Origin of the sequence: Pigmentiphaga litoralis (genome assembly GCF_013408655.1) — a bacterium.
In the GTDB taxonomy this organism is placed as follows: Bacteria; Pseudomonadota; Gammaproteobacteria; order Burkholderiales; family Burkholderiaceae_B; genus Pigmentiphaga; species Pigmentiphaga litoralis_A.
This window is the reverse complement of record NZ_JACCBP010000001.1, coordinates 3119381-3135194: the sequence shown is the minus strand read 5'-3', so window position 1 is coordinate 3135194 and position 15814 is coordinate 3119381. Positions and strand designations below refer to the sequence as shown.

The window sequence follows — 15814 nt, the reverse complement described above, 5'->3', positions numbered from 1 at the left end:
TGAAATAATTTCGATTGAATCATAGGTTGGGCCGCGTTCCAATGACCTGCATCGATAACAGGAAGGAGCGGAGACATGACCACGACACCTTCTGGCGGCGCGGCAACAACGGCTGCCCAGGCCGTGCCGGTGCTGGGCTTGCACCATTTCGCGTGGCGTTGCCGCGATAGCGAGGAAACCCGCCGGTTTTATGAAGACCTGCTGGGCCTGCCGCTGGTGCATGTCATCAAGAGCGACCACGTGCCCAGCACGGGCGAATACTGCCCCTACGTCCACATTTTTTTCCAGATGCGCGATGGTTCCTACATCGCGTTCTTCGACCTGGGCGACGACATCAAGGCCGATCCGTCGCCGAACACGCCGTCGTGGGTCAATCACATTGCCTTGCGCGTGGAGTCGGTGGCGGCGCTGCTGGCGGCCAAGGCCCGGCTCGAAGGCGCGGGGGTCGAGGTGCTGGGCGTGACCGATCACCACATCATCGAGTCCATCTATTTCTTTGATCCCAATGGCATTCGGGTCGAACTGACGACACCCACCGTGCCGCAATCCGAGATGGACGCGCATGCCTTGCATGCACGCGCCGATCTGGACGAGTGGACCGCGCGCAAAGCCGCCAGGCTGGCAGGGCAGGCCGCCCATGTCTGACCTGAAGATTGCCGTGATCGACGTCAAACCGGGCGCGTCGATGGAAAGCCAGTCCGGACTGCAGATGCTGCGGCCCCGCATCTTTGGCGCCTACCGTGCGCCGGCGGATCGCCGCAAGGTGGCTGCCATCGTCATGCACCCGACCAGCAATTTCATGGGGCACTATCTGATCGAGCCGCTGGCCGAGCGGGGCATCTGCTGCATGGGGTTGAACTCCCGCTACATGGGCAACGACACGTTGCTGCTGATGGAACGGGCGATCCAGGACCTGGGCGCGGGCGTCAAATACCTGCGTGACGCGGGGTACGAGAAGGTGGTGCTGATCGGCAATTCGGGCGGCGCGGCCCTGGCCAGTTTCTACCAGGCCCAGGCCGAGCGGCTGACCGCAACGCAGTTTCCGGATGGCGACCCCACCCATCTGCATGCTGACGATCTGCCGCCGGTCGATGGCATTGCGCTGTGTGCGGCGCACCTGGGCCGCAGCCGCCTGATGCGCGACTGGATCGATCCGTCGGTGACCGACGAACACGATCCAATGTCGGTCGACCCGGCGCTGGACATGTATGACCCGCGGCATGGCGGGCAGGGTGTGCAAGGTGTGCGCGAAGTGCAGGGTGTACAGGAAGTGCGTTATGACGCGGACTTTCTGGCGCGATTTTCCGCCGGGCAGCAGGCGCGATTGGACCGCATCGAACAGTGGGCGATGGACCGGCTGCGCACACTGCGCGCGACGCCGGGCGCGCCGCGCGATCAGGCCTTCATCGTGTATCGCACGCATGCCGACCCGCGTTGCCTGGACCTGTCTATCGACGCAAATGACCGCGCGCCCGGCAGCGTGTGGGGCGATGCGCGGCAGGTGAACTATTCGGCCAATGCGATGGGCCGCACCACGTCGCTGACGGCTTTCCTGTCGCAGTGGTCGTCCCGGTCGCAAGCCGATGGGCCGACCAATCTGGCGCGCACGTCGGTGCCGGTGCTGTTGCTGACCTATACGGCGGACCAGTCGACCTTCCCGAGCACACGCGATGCGTGGATGGCCGCGGGCGGCGATCGCATCCGCAATGTCGATATCGTTGGCGGCAACCACTATCTGGCCGGGCAACCTGCCTTGGTGCCGCAGGCAGCGGACGCCATCGCAGGCTGGGCAGACGGGCTATGACGCGCGTTTCCGCCGATGGTCATTCCGTGTCGGCAGGCGTACAAGGTGCAAAGGCTTCCTCCATGAATTCCCGCATGACATCCCCCTTTCCCACGGCACGCCCTGGCGACGCTGGCACCGGGCCCCTGCCGCCTGTTGCCGGTGACATGCCGCCTTCGGTCGGCGCCTTTCACTACACGCGATACACGTCGCCAATGCCTGCATTGGTGCACGGCGTCGAGCCGGGCGTGCATCCGGTGGTGATCGCCGGCGGGGGGCCGGTCGGCATGGCCCTGGCGCTGGGTCTGGCCAACCACGGCGTGCGCAGCGTGGTCCTGGAACTGGACGACACGGTATGCGTGGGCAGCCGCGCCGCCTGCATTTCGCGCCGCAGCCTGGAAATCGTGGAGCGCCTGGGCGCCTTGCCGGCGTTTCTTGCCAAGGGCCTGCCGTGGACAGGCGGCCGCAGCTATTACAAGACGGACGAGGTGTTCCGGTTTGCGATGCCGCACGACGACACGCAAAAGCTGCCGCCCATGATCAACCTCGAGCAGTACTACATCGAGCACTATCTGCTGCAGGAAATCGAGCGCCGCAACGCCGCGACACCAGGCCTGATTGATGTGCGGTGGAGCACCGAAGTGACCGCACTGACGCAGCACGACGATCACGTGATGCTGTCGGTGCGCCAGCCTGCAGGGGCCTATCAGTTGCGCGGCGCGTGGCTGGCGGCCTGCGATGGCGGGCAGAGCTTCGTGCGCAAATCGTTGGGGCTGAGCCTGGAAGGCACGGCCTATGAAGGCCGCTACGTCATCATCGATATCGAACTGCACAGCAGTCACCCGACCGAGCGCCGGGCCTGGTTCGATCCGCCCTGGAATCCGGGGTCGACCGTGCTGATGCACCGGCAGCCCGACGACATTTGGCGCATCGACTACCAGTTGCGGGAAGGGCAATCGACCGAAGACGCGCTGCAACCCGCCGCCGTGGCCGAGTTCGTGCAGCGGCATCTGGATGCGATTGGCGAGGGGCACCTGCCCTGGCACACGGTGTGGACGTCGGTGTACCGCGCCGGGGCCATGACCTTGCCCAGCTACCGTCACGATCGTGTGCTGTTCGCGGGCAATGCGGCGCATGCCATGCCGATCTTTGGCGTGCGCGGATTGAACTCGGGCTTTGACGACGCCGACAATCTGGCGTGGAAACTGGCGAGGGTTGCGCGCGGCGTGGCTGGCACGGGATTGCTGGACAGCTATTCCGGTGAACGGATCGCCGCGTTCCATGTGAATGCCGAGAACGCCATGCGCAGTACCGAGTTCATGTCGCCGCCGTCCCGGGGGTTCGACCTGCTGCGCGAAGCGGCGTTGTCCTTGTCGGGCCGGCATCGGGATATCGCGAATCTGATCAATCCGCGGCAGACGCAAGCCGTGCGCTACGCGGCGTCGCCGCTGTCGTCGGACAGCGATGCCCTGGCAGCCGGACCCCTGCCGGGCGAGGTCATGCCGAACCTGAAACTGGGACCGGACAGGCATCTGAGTGACCTGCTGCAGACGCCGGGGTTTGTGGTGCTGGCGGTGGGCACCGAGCCGCCCGGCAGCGCAGAGATCGAAGCGTGTTTGCGGCAGGATCCGCACCTGTCGGTTCACGTGCTGCGTCGTGAGGACACTGGCGAACCTGCGCTTGCCGCACTTGGCGCCGCCGGGGCAACCGGCGCATCTGGTGCCACCGGTGCATCTGGTGCCACCGGCGCCACGTATCTGCTGCGGCCCGACAGCCACGTTGCGGCCCGCTGGTCTGGCAGGCTGGCGGACGGCGTGCTTGCGCAGGCGCTCGCCCGCGCCCTATGTTTGCCGGCATCAACGCTGCCGCCCGAAAGGTTGTCACCTGCAACGTTGTCACCCGCAACGTTGCCGCCCACAACGTTGTCGTCGTCAACGTTGTCATCATCCACTTCCCCGCTGGAGGCCTCATGAGCGCCCCGCTGGCCCCCGACGCGCGCGACCGCCTGTACGCGGCGTGCGCCAACGCCGTGACCGACGCCGGTCCGGAACGCGAATCCCTGTTTCTGGCGCGTCTGGCCCTGCTGCTGTTCGAGCAGGTCGGCGACGAGGCGCGCTGCCGCCAGGCGCTAACCGACGCGCTGGAGGACCTGCCCATGCCTTCGCTTTCCTAGATTCGCTTTCCCAGATTCGAATTTCCCCTGGAGACATCAACAATGACACTGCAACGCAGAACCTTCCTGGCCGGCATGGCGGCCGCCGCGGCATCGACCACACTGCCGTCCCTGGCCCGCGCCCAAGGCTATCCCGAACAACTCGTCAAATGGGTCGTGCCTTACCCGGCCGGCGGGGGCACCGACGTGATCGCGCGCACCCTGGCCGACGCCATCCGCCCGGCGCTGGGGCAATCCCTGGTGATCGACAACCGCCCGGGCGCATCGACCAACATCGGCGCCGACCTGGTCGCCAAGAGCAAGCCCGACGGCTACACCATCATGTCGGCCGACAACGCCGTGCTCGCCTTCAACGAATTCCTGTTCGGCAAGCTGCCCTTCAATCCCGAAAAAGACTTCACCTACATCGGCGCGATCGGCCGCTTTCCGCTGGCCCTGGTCGTCAATCCCGAATTCCCGGCCAAGGACTTCAAGGCCTTCCTGGCCTATGCCAAGGCCAATCCCGGCAAGCTGAACTACGCGTCACCCGGCAACGGCTCGCCGCATCACCTGGCCATGGAGATGTTCAAGAACCGCACCGGCACCTTCATCACGCACATTCCCTATCGCGGCGCGGCGCCTGCCATGGCCGACGTGATGGGCGGACAGGTGAACTGCATGTTCCTGGACCTGGCATCGGGCCTGCAGATCATGCAGGCCGGCAAGGTGCGCGTCCTGGCCATCGGCTCGGCCCAGCGCAGCAAGCTGCTGCCCGACATCCCGACCCTGGCCGAAGTCGGTGTGCCGAACACCGAGGTCTTCGCCTTCCAGGGCGTGCTTGGCCCGGCCGGCATGCCCCCGGCCGTGGTGTCGCGCCTCAACGCGGAATTGAACAAGGCCTTCAGCAACCCGGCGGTGCAAAAGCGCTTTACCGACTTCGGCATGGAAGCACTGCCTGGCACGCCCGAACAGTTCGCGGCCCTGTCGCGGGGCGAGGCGAACCGGTGGGGCCCGATCATCAAGGCACAGGGGATCCGGCTGGACTAAGGCCACACTGCAGCCACTACGGATGAGCTGGAAGCAAGAAAAGGTTACATTAGGAATGAGAAATATTCTCAAAACTGACATAACTTTGGATTTCCAGCATGCGTCGTCTCGTCGTTTCGGTGTGCGTTCTCAACGCCTCATCGCTTGCCTGGGCACAACAGCCCCCGGGTGCCCCTTCAGCCGTCCAACTGGATGCCGTGACGGTCTACGCACCCGGCGAAACGGCGGAAGGCCCCGTCGTTGGCTACCGGGCCACCCGGTCGGCCAGCGCCACGCGCACCGATACGCCGCTGCATGACACCCCCCAGTCGGTCACGGTGCTGCCGCGCGATGTCGTGGAGGACACCGCCGCCACGCGGCTGATCGACGTGCTCGATTACGCGGGCGGCGTGGGCCGCGTCAACAATTTTGGCGGGCAGGGGCTGGCGCTCTTCAGCACGCGCGGCTTTACCAGTGGCGAGTTCTATCGCAACGGTTTCCCGATCAATCGCGGTTACCCCACGGCGCCCGATGCGTCCACCATCGAGCGGCTGGAAGTCGTGCGCGGCCCGTCGGCAGCCCTGTACGGACGCGGCGATCCGGGCGGCACCTTCAACATCGTGTCCAAGCAGCCCCTGTCGCGGCCCGCGGTCACGGTCGGCAGCCAGCTGAGCGATCAAGGCCTGCGGCGCGCAACAGTCGATGCGACCGGTCCGTTGGACACCGAAGGCAAGCTGGCCTATCGGCTGAACGCGGTGGCCGAGGGCGGCAAGACGTTCCGTGATGGCGCAGACACCGAACGGTACGGCGTCTCTCCAGTTATCAGCTGGCAATTGACCGAGGCGACCCGGATCATTTTTGAAGCCGACCTGATGCGCAACAACGCCCCGCTGGATCGCGGGCGTACCGCCTATACGACGCAGCAGGGACGATCCTCGCGCAGCGTCAACTTGTGGGAGATGGGCAATGGCAATCTTCTGCACAGCGACAATGCCATGGCCCAGGTGCGCTTCGATCACGCCATCAATGACGACTGGACGCTGGCGGGCGGTGTGCAATGGATGGATGGGTCCCTCAAGGGCAATGCCGTCGAAGCCAATGGCCTGCAAGGCGATGGCCGCACGCTGGGGCGCAATGCCAACTACCGCAGGCTGGACTGGACGGACCGCACCGTTCAATTGAACCTGACCGGCAAGGTCGACACCTGGGGCATCCGGCACACGCTGTTCACAGGCGTCGAATACGACAACTACGACTACGCGTCGATCATCCAGCGCTCTGCCGCCGGGGCGACCGCCTATCCGATCGATATCTTCAATCCGGCCGTGGGCCAGCCCTGGCCTGCGTTGACCCGCACCACCACCCACGACCGCGAATCGCTCAACACCTGGGCTGCGTTCGTGCAGGACCAGATCAGCCTGACCGACAAGCTCAAGGCCCTGGTGGGCGTGCGGCTCGAGCGCTTCAAGCATGACTACACCGACCTGTCACCCGCCGCGCGCAGCTTTGCCAAATCCGATACGGCTGTCACCCCGCGCTTTGGGCTGATGTATGACGTGACGCCCACCGTCGCGGTGTACGCCAACACGGCGCGATCCTACAAGCCCAACACAGGCGCACAGCGGCTGGGGGGCGGCTTTGACCCTGAGAAGGGCCGGTCCAATGAGGTCGGCGTGAAATGGGAAGCGCTGGATCGCACCCTTAGCGTCAATGGCGCGCTGTACCACACGGTCAAACAGAACGTGCAGACCGTCGACCCGGTCGATTCCAGCTATCGCATTGCAACGGGCGAAGTGCGCAGCCAGGGACTGGACCTGAACGTGGTGGGCAACATCACCCCCGCCTGGCGTGTGATCGCCGGCTACGCGTTGGTGGATGCCGAAGTGACCAAAGACAACGTTGCGCCGGCAGGCACGCGGCTGGCAAACATTCCGCGCACCATGGCGAGCTTGCTGAACGTGTACACCTTTCAGGAAGGACCGGCCCGCGGGCTGGGCCTGGGCGCCGGCATCAAACACACGGCGGATCGCCCGGCCTCTACCGGAACGGGGGCCTACACCATGAAGCGCTACACCGTGGTCGACCTGCTGGCCTTCTACCAGGTGAACAGGAAACTGCGCGTCAACCTGGACGTCAGGAACCTGTTCAACAAGGATTATGACGAGGGCGCGTTCCAGTCCTACGTCTACCCGGGCGCGCCGCGCACCGTCCAGGTCGGGATGGCATACACGTTCTGATTCTGACGGCGAAGAAGTCGGTGCACCGACATATCAAGTCGCAGGTGACCCGGTGGAATTAAGGCGCGCTTCGCTTTCGCGCCGTCGTGTGATGTCGGCCAATGTGGTGCTGCAGGTTTTACTTTTCCCGCCGCGACGTCCGCGAGTCCTTTTTCAGCATCATCGATCAGTTTCAGATGTAGATATTCACGTTTTCGCTGACCTCCCTCGCAGGTCGATGTGTTGTCGACTTCGTTCATTGCATCCCCTCGGTGCAGGTAATTGACGGTTGCATGTAGAGGATACGGCACGAAGTCTCCGCGTGGCGCTTCCCCGCAGTTGCTGGTATTCTTGCCAACGCGCCGTGTGCCTACGCCCGGCGCGTCCCAGACCGATCTCTCAAGCATTCCAGAAATGATGTCGATGACGCCGATTCGTATTGCCAAGTGGTGGTGGCGCTTCTTCTAAGAAGCGGCATGCTTACGCGGTACGAATCCGCACCTTGCCGCCGTTCCCGGACAGGCAAGGTATCGGAATCCTCTCTCCAGGCGCGGCGGCTCACTCCAGAGACCGATCGATGCCCAGCACGTATCCCCCTTCCGTTTTACCGACGTTCGCGCACCGCCTGCCCCGGCAGCCGTTGACTCGCGCTCATACGCCCCACGCACCCCGCCGTCCCGCCGCGGCCGGACGATGGCGCCCTGTCGATTAGCCCTTGCCCGCGCGGATCCTTCCGCGCCACATCGACTTTTCATTGATCGCGACTGATTCGCGAACGACAGGTGCCCCATGCTGCTCATGCTCGACAATTACGATTCCTTTACCTACAACCTGGTGCAGTACTTCGGCGAACTCGGCGAAGACGTGCGCGTGTATCGCAACGATGAGATCACCCTGGACGAGGTCGAACGCCTGGCGCCCGACCGGATCTGCGTGTCGCCCGGGCCGTGCTCCCCGGCGGAAGCCGGCATCTCGGTGCCGCTGATCCAGAGGTTTGCCGGGCAGGTGCCGATCCTGGGCGTGTGCCTGGGGCATCAGGCCATCGGCGCCGCGTTCGGTGGCAAAATCGTGCGCGCACAGCAGTTGATGCATGGCAAAACGTCGGTGATTACCCACCGTGGCACCGATGTGTTCCGCGATCTGCCGTCGCCTTACACCGTGATCCGTTACCATTCGCTGGCGATCGACCGCGACGAGGTGCCGGACTGCCTTGATGTGACGGCGCAGACGCTGGACGGCGAGATCATGGGCGTGCGGCATCGCACGCTGCCGGTGGTGGGCGTGCAGTTCCACCCCGAATCCATCCTGAGCGAACATGGTCATGCGCTGCTGCGCAATTTCCTGACGCTGGCCGCATGAACCACGCGCAACGATTCCCCAAGGAGACCGTGTTGCCCATCACCCCCAACGAAGCACTGGTGCGTTGCATCGAACATCGGGAAATCTTTCACGACGAGATGCTGTCTCTGATGCGCATGCTGATGCGCGGCGAGATGGCGCCCGCGACGGCCTCGGCCCTGATCATGGGGTTGCGCGTCAAGAAAGAGACGATCGGCGAAATCACCGCGGCCGCGCAGGTCATGCGCGAATTCGCGACCCGCGTCGATGTGCCCGACACCAGCAGCCTGGTCGACCTGGCCGGCACGGGGGGCGACGCCGCCCACACCTTCAACATTTCCACGGCCGCCATGTTCGTGGCGGCGGCGGGCGGCGCGCGAATCGCCAAGCACGGCAACCGCAGCGTGTCGTCGTCGTCGGGCAGTGCCGATGTGCTCGAAGCGCTGGGCGTGAACGTCATGCTGCCGTCCGACGCGGTGGCCGACTGTATCGACGCCACGGGAATTGGTTTCATGTTCGCGCCGTCCCACCACAGCGCCATGAAGAACATCGCGCCGATCCGCAAGGAGCTGGGCGTGCGAACCATCTTCAATCTGCTCGGTCCCTTGACTAACCCCGCCAACGCGGCGAACCAGCTGATGGGCGTGTTCCACCAGGACCTGGTCGGCATCCAGGTCCGGGTCCTGCAGCGTCTGGGCTCGCGCCATGTGCTGGTCGTGTACGGCAAGGACGGCATGGATGAAGCGTCGCTGGGCGCGGCCACCCTGGTGGGTGAACTGCGTGATGGCGAAGTGCACGAGTACGAGATCCATCCGGAAGACTTCGGTCTGCAGATGGTGTCGAACCGGAGCCTGAAGGTCGGCAATCGCGATGAGTCGCGCGACATGGTGCTGGAAGCGCTCGGCAATGTGCCCGGCGCGGCGCGTGACATCGTGGCGTTGAACGGGGGGCTCGCGCTGTATGCGGGCAATGTCGTCCCGTCGATTGCCGACGGTATTCAGCGGGCCTTCGAGATCATTGCGAGCGGTCAGGCGCGGGCCAAGCTCGACGCCTTCGTCCAGTTCACGCAGTCCGCTTCACGTACCCCTAGGTAGTTTTTTCATGAACGACATTCTGAAACGTATCCTTGACGTCAAGGCAGAGGAAGTGGCCGCGGCGCGGCGCATGCGCAGCGAATCCGAACTGCGCCGCGAGGCCGAGGCGCGCCAGGACGTGCGCGGTTTTGCGGCCGCGATCGAACGCCGCATCGAAGGCGGCAGGGCAGGCGTGATCGCCGAGATCAAGAAGGCGTCGCCTTCCAAGGGCGTGATCCGCGAGAACTTCCAGCCGGCCGAGATTGCCGTGTCCTACGCCGCGCATGGGGCGGCCTGCCTGTCGGTGCTGACCGACATGCAGTTCTTCCAGGGGTCGATGGACTACTTGCGCCAGGCCCGTGCGGCGTGCGCCTTGCCGGTGCTGCGCAAGGACTTCATTGTCGATACCTACCAGATCGTTGAAGCGCGTGCGCGCGGCGCCGATTGCATCCTGCTGATCGTGGCGGCGCTGTCGCCGTCGCAGTTGCGGGACTATGAAGCGCTGGCCATGGAACTGGGCATGGATGTGCTGGTGGAAGTGCACGACGCGGCCGAACTGGACGTCGCGCTGGACCTGCGCACCACGCTGCTGGGCGTGAACAACCGCAACCTGCGCACCTTCGAGACGTCCTTGCAGAACACGATCGATCTGCTGCCGCGCATTCCGGAAGGCAAGCGGGTCGTGACCGAAAGCGCGATCGCCACGCCGGACGATGTGCGCTTCATGCGCGAGCACGATGTGCATGCCTTCCTGGTGGGCGAGGCCTTCATGCGCGCGCCGGACCCCGGTGTCGAACTGGCGCGGTTGTTCGCGTGAGGGACCTGTTTTCGGACCTGGAGGCGCCCGACGACGAGGGCGCTGCGCAGCGCGTCATTCCTGCATCCTCTGCGTCCGCCGCCGGCAACACCCTGGATACCCCGCTCCGCGACCAGTTGGCGACCTTGCCGCCATCCTGGCGGGCGTTGCTGTCGGACGTGCTGACCTCGTCCACCTTCGATGCCCTCGCGCATTTCGTGGATGCCCGTCGAGAAGCCGGCGCGGTGATCTATCCGTCACGGCCCTTCCGCGCGCTGGACCTGGCGACGCCCGCCACGACCCGCGTCGTGATCCTGGGCCAGGATCCCTATCACGGTCCGGGCCAGGCACAAGGCCTGTCGTTCTCGGTCCCGATGGGCTTCAAACGGCCGCCCAGTCTGCGCAATATCTTCAAGGAAGTCGCGGCCGACTTTGGCGGCAATCCGGTTGCTTTCAACAACGATCTGACCCGGTGGGCCGAGCAGGGTGTGTTGCTGCTCAACACCGTGCTGACGGTGGAAGATGGCCAGCCGGCGTCACATGCCAAGCACGGCTGGGAAGCCTTCACGGACGAGGTGATCGCGCAGGTCGCGCGGGAACCGGAGCCCAAGGTGTTCATGCTGTGGGGATCCCATGCACAGGCCAAGCAGGCCTTGCTGCCTGCCAACAGCGGACACCTGGTGCTGATGTCGAATCACCCGTCGCCCCTGTCCGCCACGCGGCCGCCCGTGCCCTTCGTGGGCTGCGGGCATTTTGCCAAGGCCAATGCGTGGCTGCAGGAACAGGGCTTGGCGCCGATCGACTGGCGCTAGCGTTCCCCTACACCGCTGCCGTCAGCACGCAATCCGTTGCGGGCGGCGCGGCCAGCTTCAGCCTGACGCTGCGCAGTTCATCGCGGCGGAAGGCATGCACCACCACCGTGTCGCCCGCCCGATAGCGCCCCAGCACCTTGTCCAGATTGGTGGCCGAGACACGCACGCCGTCGATTGCCACGATCACGTCGTGGGCCGACAGCCCCGCCTTGTGCGCCGGGCCTTTTTCGATCACTGCCGACAAACGCAAGTCATCGCCTTGCTTGCCGGTGCGCGCGCCGATCGACGGCAGCGTGGATGCCGCCTTCCATTGCACGGTGATGCCCTGGCGCGCCAGCAACGCTTCGAGCGGCGGGTCTTCGCGGCCATCCACATAGCGGGCCAGGAAGTCGGTAATGTCGACACCGGTCGCTTCCTTGACCAGTTCGCCAATCGCGTCTTCGGGTACGCCCAGGCCAGCGCCCTGGTAGAAGTCGCGGCCATACCGGTCCCACAACAGACGCATCAGGTCATCCAGGCTGCGGCGGTTGCGCGTTTCGCTGCGGATCGTCAGGTCCAGGGCCAGGGCCACCAACGACCCCTTGGTGTAGTAGCTGACGATGGCGTTGACCGAATTTTCGTCCTGCCGGTAGTACTTGGTCCAGGCATCGAAAGAACTGTCGGCCACCGACTGCTTGAGCCGGCCGGGCGATCCCAGCACCGACGTGATCGTCTTGCCCAGCGTGCGCAGGTAGTCGCTCATGCCGATCACCTGCGTGCGCACCAGGAACAGGTCGTCGTAGTAGGACGTAAAGCCTTCGAACAGCCACAGCAGGCGGGTCGGATTTTCCTTGTCGAGGTCGTAGGGCGCGAACACGGCCGGCTTGATGCGCTTGACGTTCCACGTGTGGAAGTATTCGTGGCTGACCAGCCCCAGGAAGTTGCGATAGCCGTCGGTCTGCCCGGGCACGCCGCGCACGGGCAGGTCGCCCCGCGCCGTCATCAGCGCGGTCGATGCACGGTGTTCGAGACCACCATAGCCATCGCCCGTGACCATGGTCATGAACACGTAACGGTTGGCGCTGTCCAGGAAAGGGGCCTGTCGCGTGCGGGGTTCGAAAAAGGCAATCTGCGCATCGCAAATGCGTTGGACGTCGTCCGACAGCCGTTCCAGATCCAGGTTGGGCATGGCGCCCGTGAATACCAGTTCGTGCGTCGCGCCGTGCGCGGTGAACGTGGCGACCTGGGGCGTGCCCATTTCGATCGGGTGATCCAGCAGGGCGTCGTAATCGGGCGCGCGGTACATGCCAAAGCCATGGCGCGGCGCCGCCTGCGCATGGCCCTTGGCTTCGGGCAGGCTGGTGTAGACGCGCCAGGGCAGTTGCAGGGCATCGCGCGGCGGCTGCAGGTCGAGCAGGCAGGGCTGGCGTTCCTGCCCATGTACGCGCAGAAAGACGCTGGTGCCGTTGAAGAAGCCGTGCGTGTCGTCCAGATGCGCGGCGCGCACCGACAGGTCCCACGCGTAGATGACGCAGGTGATGACCAGCGGGCCGCGGCAGGGCGCGGCTTTCCAGGTGTGCTTGTCCAGCTTGTCGAGCGGCACGCGGCGGCCGCCGGCGCGGGCGTCGATGGTCTCGATGTTGCGCGCGAAGTCACGGATCATGTAGCTGCCCGGGATCCAGGCCGGCAGGCTCAGCGTCTGGCCCGCGGGGTCCGGATGCGGCACGGTCAGCACCACGGTGCAACGGTGGCCGGCGGGGTCGGACGGAGAAAGCTGATAGGTGATCGCGTCGTGCATCGAGGAGTCGGTCATCGAAGTCGGGTTCCGTGAAGATGACGATATGTTAGGGCAAGCGGCCGGCGGGATCGAATCGCGCCATCACCCCATTGCAGTGCGCCCGACCCGCGGCGTGGTCAGTGCGTCGGGCGTATCCACATCGAACAGGCAGCCGGGGTCGTCCACTTCGATCAGCGTGAGCCGGCCGCGGATCAACGATCGCGCGCCTTCATCGCCTTCGAGCGTGGCCAGCGACGCGCTCCAGTCCGACCCGAACAGCACCGGGTGGCCGCGCACGCCGTGATAGGCCGGCGCCAGCACGCATTTGCGGCGGGTGGCGGCGGGCAGCTTGCGCCACACGTCCAGCAATCGCACGATGGTGGCGGTGGAAATGCGCGGCATGTCGGCGGGCATGACGCACCAGCAGGGCGGCTCGTTGCCGGCGGCGGCTTCGCGCGCGGTGGCCTGCATCACGGCCTGGGCAAGCGTCACGCCCATGCCTTCGGACGCGCGATCGCACACCAGCACTTCACAGCCGGCCGCGGCCAGGGCCTTGCCGACATCAGGCGAATGCGGCGACGTGGCCGCGAGCACGCGCAGTTGCGCGTTCTTCAGGGACTGGGCCGCGCCGACACAGACGGCCTGGCCGTCGATGCGCGCGAGCAATTTGTTGCGGCTGGCGTCGGGCGAAAAACGGGTGCCGCGTCCGCCGGCGAGCAAGAGGCCCAACACCGTACGGCCGCTGCTTGCTGAAAGGGTCATGCCAAAGTCTCCAAGGGTGAGGCGCCGCGGATGTCGCGCGCCCCGGGTCGTGCTGTCATTGGGGGCGGGTCACGCGAGCGGGAAGGTCACCTGCGCGCGCAACCCGCCAAGGGTGGGCGATCGATCGAGCACGATCGTCGCGCCATGTCTGTCGGCGATCGCCTTGACGATCGCCAGGCCCAGGCCACTGCCGACCCCGGTCGCGTCCGACGACCGATAGAAGCGGTCAAAGACCCGTTCGCGTTCGGCGTCGGGAATGCCGGGGCCGCTGTCGTCGACCGTCAGGGTCGCGCGGCGGTCGGCTGCGTTGCGGTGGATGGCGACGTCCACGCGTCCCGGGCCTGGCGTGTACTTCACTGCGTTGTCGATCAGGTTGCGCACCAGCACGACCGATTCATCACGCGCAAGGGGCAGCAGCACATCGTCGTCGCCGTCTGCATGCACCGCGCCAAGATTGATCTCGCGGGCCTGCGCCAGGGGCAACACATCGGCGATGGCGACGCCCACGGCATCGCGCAAGGACGTGGCAGGCACGGGCTGCGAGGGTGCCGGCGCCCCGCCGCCTTCCTGCCGCGCCAGGAGCAGCAGTTGTTCGACCAGGTGCGTCGCACGATCGATGCCGGCCGCCAGCCGGCGCGTGGCCGTCTCGCGCGTGGTGTCGTCGGTTGCGCGCTGCAACGACTGGATCTGCAACTTGAGCGCGGCGAGCGGCGACCGCAGTTCGTGCGCGGCGTCGCCCACGAACCGCTTCTGCGTCGCGAAGGCGTCCTGCACCCGCGACAAGAGCAGGTTCAATTCATGCACCAGCGGCCGCACTTCATCGGGCAGGCCCTGGTCGCCAATGGGCGACAGGTCATTGGCTTGACGGGTCGCCACCTGCCTGCGCGCGCGATCGACCGGTCGCAGCGATACGCTGATCACCCACCACACCACCAGCATCAACAAGGGCGCCAGCGCGGCGATCGGCCACACGGCGCGCAAGGCCAGGGTACTGGCCATGCCTGTGCGCACGGCCATGTCCTGCGCGACCTGGATCACTTGCGATCGCGTCTGCAACGAGAACACGCGGTACGTGGCGCCATGCCATTCCATGTCCGAAAAGCCGAGCACCGTGCGATCCGGCAAGGGCAGGCGCGGCGCGGACCGGAACACGCGCACCCCGTCGGGTGTCCAGACCTGGATGACCAGATCGCGGTCTTCGGGGATGTCGCCGGTTTCTCCATTGCCCGGCATGTTGGCGATGGGATTGCCCGCGCTCAAGGAAAACGCCGTGCGCTGCAAGTGGTAGTCGAAGATCTCGTCGGCCTGCGCCAGCGCGCCGCGATAGGCGACGCCGCCTTGCACCACCGCGGTCAGCAGGATCGCAGCGAGCAGGAAAAACAGCAGCCGCGCGCGCAGGGAATGGAGGATGGACAGGTTCATGCCGCCGTTCCGGTCCGGGGCACCAGATAGCCCACCCCACGCACGTTCTGGATCAGGTCGTTGCCCAGCTTCTTGCGCAATCCATGCACATACACTTCGACCGCATTGCTGCTGATGTCGTCTTTCCAGCTGTACAGTTTTTCTTCAAGCTGCGCGCGCGACAGGATCATGCCCGGGCGCGCCAGCAGCGGTTCAAGTACGGCCCATTCCCGCGCAGTCAGGGTCACGGGCTGCCCGGCCACCAGCACTTCGCGCGTGGCCGGATGGATGCTGACATCGCCATGGACATAGACCGGTTCGGCGCGGCCCGCGCTGCGCCGGACCAGCGCGCGGATCCGGGCCAGCAGTTCATCGACGTCATACGGTTTGACGACGTAATCGTCGGCGCCGGCATCGAGTCCGGCAATGCGCTGTTCGACCGCATCGCGCGCCGTGGCGATCAGCACGGGCAAGCGTTCCTGCCGCGCGCGCAGATCGCGCAGCACGCTCAGGCCATCCCGATCGGGCAGGCCCAGGTCCAGCAAGACCAGGTCGTATTGCTCGGTGCGCAGCGCCGTATCGGCCTGGGCCGCGCGCTTGACCCAGTCCACCGCATAGTGCTCCGCGCGCAGCACATCCAGCACGGTCTCGCCGATCATGATGTCGTCTTCAACCAGCAGGATGCGCATGGGCAGGGGA

At 65.6% G+C, this 15814-nt stretch carries 15 protein-coding genes; 10 read left to right on the top strand and 5 right to left on the bottom strand.

Going from position 1 to position 15814, the window contains the following annotated elements:
• The first annotated feature begins 75 nt into the window (after positions 1 to 75).
• The 6 genes from HD883_RS14145 (at position 76) to HD883_RS14120 (ending at position 7198) form a co-directional block, all read left to right on the top strand.
• Positions 76 to 645 (top strand): VOC family protein, encoded by a 570-nt coding sequence (locus HD883_RS14145; protein ID WP_179584394.1) that lies wholly within the window; start codon positions 76 to 78, stop codon positions 643 to 645.
• The gene (locus tag HD883_RS14140; RefSeq protein WP_179584396.1) at positions 638 to 1804 is read left to right on the top strand and encodes an alpha/beta hydrolase family protein; all 1167 of its coding nucleotides are present in this window, start codon (positions 638 to 640) and stop codon (positions 1802 to 1804) included. The genes HD883_RS14145 and HD883_RS14140 overlap by 8 nt, the downstream gene beginning before the upstream one ends.
• A 74-nt stretch (positions 1805 to 1878) precedes the next feature.
• Positions 1879 to 3756, top strand: a complete 1878-nt coding sequence (locus HD883_RS14135) for an FAD-dependent monooxygenase (RefSeq protein ID WP_179584398.1) — start codon at positions 1879 to 1881, stop codon at positions 3754 to 3756.
• Positions 3753 to 3956: a DUF2783 domain-containing protein gene (locus tag HD883_RS14130; protein WP_179584400.1), complete on the top strand. Its 204-nt coding sequence runs from the start codon at positions 3753 to 3755 to the stop codon at positions 3954 to 3956. Before HD883_RS14135 ends, HD883_RS14130 begins: the two co-directional genes overlap by 4 nt.
• Positions 3957 to 4004: 48 nt before the next feature.
• Positions 4005 to 4982: a Bug family tripartite tricarboxylate transporter substrate binding protein gene (locus HD883_RS14125; RefSeq protein ID WP_179588560.1), complete on the top strand. Its 978-nt coding sequence runs from the start codon at positions 4005 to 4007 to the stop codon at positions 4980 to 4982.
• A 98-nt stretch (positions 4983 to 5080) separates the two neighbouring features.
• Positions 5081 to 7198 (top strand): TonB-dependent siderophore receptor, encoded by a 2118-nt coding sequence (locus HD883_RS14120; protein WP_179584402.1) that lies wholly within the window; start codon positions 5081 to 5083, stop codon positions 7196 to 7198.
• Here HD883_RS14120 and HD883_RS14115 read toward each other — a convergent pair.
• Positions 7147 to 7437, bottom strand: coding sequence for a hypothetical protein (locus tag HD883_RS14115; protein ID WP_179584404.1), 291 nt, complete (start codon positions 7435 to 7437; stop codon positions 7147 to 7149). The two genes, HD883_RS14120 and HD883_RS14115, sit on opposite strands and share 52 nt — an antisense overlap.
• 529 nt (positions 7438 to 7966) lie before the next feature.
• On the opposite strand from HD883_RS14115, the gene HD883_RS14110 reads away from it, so the two are divergent.
• The 4 genes from HD883_RS14110 to HD883_RS14095 are packed head-to-tail and all read left to right on the top strand — an operon-like array spanning position 7967 to position 11196.
• A complete protein-coding gene (locus HD883_RS14110; RefSeq protein ID WP_179584406.1) occupies positions 7967 to 8536 on the top strand; it encodes an aminodeoxychorismate/anthranilate synthase component II in 570 nt (189 codons plus the stop codon).
• A gap of 32 nt (positions 8537 to 8568) precedes the next feature.
• The gene (trpD, locus tag HD883_RS14105; RefSeq protein WP_179584408.1) at positions 8569 to 9609 is read left to right on the top strand and encodes an anthranilate phosphoribosyltransferase; all 1041 of its coding nucleotides are present in this window, start codon (positions 8569 to 8571) and stop codon (positions 9607 to 9609) included.
• Positions 9610 to 9616: 7 nt separating this feature from the next.
• Entirely contained in the window at positions 9617 to 10405 is a 789-nt protein-coding gene (gene trpC, locus HD883_RS14100) for an indole-3-glycerol phosphate synthase TrpC (protein ID WP_179584410.1), read from the top strand.
• A 56-nt stretch (positions 10406 to 10461) separates the two neighbouring features.
• Positions 10462 to 11196 (top strand): uracil-DNA glycosylase, encoded by a 735-nt coding sequence (locus tag HD883_RS14095; protein ID WP_373563431.1) that lies wholly within the window; start codon positions 10462 to 10464, stop codon positions 11194 to 11196.
• Between the two features lie 7 nt (positions 11197 to 11203).
• On the opposite strand, the gene HD883_RS14090 is transcribed toward HD883_RS14095, so the two are convergent.
• From HD883_RS14090 to HD883_RS14075, 4 genes are all read right to left on the bottom strand, one after another.
• The gene (locus HD883_RS14090) at positions 11204 to 12988 is read right to left on the bottom strand and encodes a M61 family metallopeptidase (RefSeq protein ID WP_257022184.1); all 1785 of its coding nucleotides are present in this window, start codon (positions 12986 to 12988) and stop codon (positions 11204 to 11206) included.
• Between the two features lie 66 nt (positions 12989 to 13054).
• On the bottom strand, positions 13055 to 13714 hold the full coding sequence (locus HD883_RS14085; protein ID WP_179584412.1) for a nucleotidyltransferase family protein: 660 nt from the start codon (positions 13712 to 13714) through the stop codon (positions 13055 to 13057).
• Positions 13715 to 13783: 69 nt separating this feature from the next.
• Complete coding sequence (locus HD883_RS14080) at positions 13784 to 15136, bottom strand: ATP-binding protein (RefSeq protein ID WP_179584414.1); 1353 nt, start codon at positions 15134 to 15136, stop codon at positions 13784 to 13786.
• Positions 15133 to 15804, bottom strand: a complete 672-nt coding sequence (locus HD883_RS14075; protein ID WP_179584416.1) for a response regulator — start codon at positions 15802 to 15804, stop codon at positions 15133 to 15135. Before HD883_RS14075 ends, HD883_RS14080 begins: the two co-directional genes overlap by 4 nt.
• Between the last annotated feature and the right edge of the window lie 10 nt (positions 15805 to 15814).

Excerpts from the sequence above, each read along its gene's own strand:
- HD883_RS14145 (WP_179584394.1), top strand. The coding sequence starts at position 76 with ATGACCACGACACCTTCTGGCGGCGCGGCAACAACGGCTGCCCAGGCC.
- HD883_RS14140 (WP_179584396.1), top strand. The coding sequence starts at position 638 with ATGTCTGACCTGAAGATTGCCGTGATCGACGTCAAACCGGGCGCGTCG.
- HD883_RS14135 (WP_179584398.1), top strand. The coding sequence starts at position 1,879 with ATGACATCCCCCTTTCCCACGGCACGCCCTGGCGACGCTGGCACCGGG.
- HD883_RS14130 (WP_179584400.1), top strand. The coding sequence starts at position 3,753 with ATGAGCGCCCCGCTGGCCCCCGACGCGCGCGACCGCCTGTACGCGGCG.
- HD883_RS14120 (WP_179584402.1), top strand. The coding sequence starts at position 5,081 with ATGCGTCGTCTCGTCGTTTCGGTGTGCGTTCTCAACGCCTCATCGCTT.
- HD883_RS14115 (WP_179584404.1), bottom strand. The coding sequence starts at position 7,437 with ATGAACGAAGTCGACAACACATCGACCTGCGAGGGAGGTCAGCGAAAA.
- HD883_RS14110 (WP_179584406.1), top strand. The coding sequence starts at position 7,967 with ATGCTGCTCATGCTCGACAATTACGATTCCTTTACCTACAACCTGGTG.
- trpC (WP_179584410.1), top strand. The coding sequence starts at position 9,617 with ATGAACGACATTCTGAAACGTATCCTTGACGTCAAGGCAGAGGAAGTG.
- HD883_RS14090 (WP_257022184.1), bottom strand. The coding sequence starts at position 12,988 with ATGACCGACTCCTCGATGCACGACGCGATCACCTATCAGCTTTCTCCG.
- HD883_RS14085 (WP_179584412.1), bottom strand. The coding sequence starts at position 13,714 with ATGACCCTTTCAGCAAGCAGCGGCCGTACGGTGTTGGGCCTCTTGCTC.
- HD883_RS14080 (WP_179584414.1), bottom strand. The coding sequence starts at position 15,136 with ATGAACCTGTCCATCCTCCATTCCCTGCGCGCGCGGCTGCTGTTTTTC.
- HD883_RS14075 (WP_179584416.1), bottom strand. The coding sequence starts at position 15,804 with ATGCGCATCCTGCTGGTTGAAGACGACATCATGATCGGCGAGACCGTG.